2 protein-coding genes are annotated in these 1,189 nt (G+C 36.9%); both read left to right on the forward strand.

The window, feature by feature from the left end; genetic code table 11:
- Positions 1-137 precede the first annotated feature (137 nt).
- On the forward strand, positions 138-503 hold the full coding sequence (locus CP357_RS09885) for a pyridoxamine 5'-phosphate oxidase family protein (RefSeq protein WP_025006431.1): 366 nt from the start codon (positions 138-140) through the stop codon (positions 501-503).
- Positions 504-774: 271 nt separating this feature from the next.
- On the forward strand, positions 775-1,189 hold a 415-nt coding region (locus tag CP357_RS09890; protein WP_143468738.1), incomplete at its 3' end, for an amino acid permease.

The following is a 1,189-nucleotide window of genomic DNA, read 5'->3' on the forward strand; positions in this document are numbered from 1 at the left end:
GTCTTTTATGAATTTAATTGTAACTGAAATCGTAGGTATTTTAAAGTCTGAAACTTACTCCTTACACAAACTATTTTACGGTCTCATCAAATTGATGTATACTTAGTATATCGATAAATTGAAAGGATGTATTGTCTATGAAGAAATTAAATACTAACAAGCTTACTGAAGAACAAGCAAACCTTTTCAAGAATAACTTAGTTTACTTATCAACTGTTGATGCTGATGGTAACCCACAAGTTGGTCCTAAGGGCTCAATGACTGTCTTAGACCCAAGCCACTTACAATACCTTGAAAAGACTAAGGGTGAAGCTTACGAAAACATTAAGCGCGGTTCAAAGGTTGCTCTTGTTGCAGCTGATGTTCCATCACACACTGCAGTTAGGGTACTTGCTACTGCAGAAGTTCACGAAGATGATGACTATGCAAAGAAAGTTTTAGCTAAGACTGAATTTCCAAATGCATTCGTAGTTAACTTAAACATCGAAGAAGTATTTGCATAAAACTTAATTTATATGAAATTGAGTCAGGGAAACCTGGCTCTTTTTTAATCAAAAATAGTTTGCTTCATTAAAATATTCATGATAGTCTAATATAAATCTTTTTTAAACGAGGACTATCATCATGAATTATTTAGACGCTAAGGCAATGTTAACTTCATCTAGCTCAAGTTCTTCTAACTGAACTTGAGTAGTTTTGGCATACAGATAATTCATAGCCTGAATCTACTCATGATAATTAAGTAGGTTCAGGCTTTTTCTATGGAGGAAAACTATGGCAGATAAACAACCCAACAATAACCTAAAACACTCAATTGGTTTTCGTTCAGCCATTTCCATCGTAATCGGTACCATCATTGGTTCAGGTCTATTTTTTAAGCAAGCTTCCGTATTAGATAGTGCAGGTTCAAGTACTATGGCAATTATCGCCTGGATTTTTGGTGGACTGATCACACTTACCGGTGGGCTAACGATTGCCGAAATCGGAGCCCAGATGCCATACACTGGTGGGCTATATGTATATATTGAAAATTTATATGGCCGAATCTGTGGCTTTATGGCAGGCTGGATGCAGATTATCGTCTATGGCCCTGCGATTATTGCTTCAGTAGCCGGCTTCATGAGTATTTTAATGAAAAACGCCCGAAAATCCCCGTATTTTAATGCGGGGATGGATAGGGCCAAGCTGA

The organism is Lactobacillus sp. UMNPBX6, assembly GCF_002553975.1.
Lineage (GTDB): Bacteria > Bacillota > Bacilli > Lactobacillales > Lactobacillaceae > Lactobacillus > Lactobacillus gallinarum.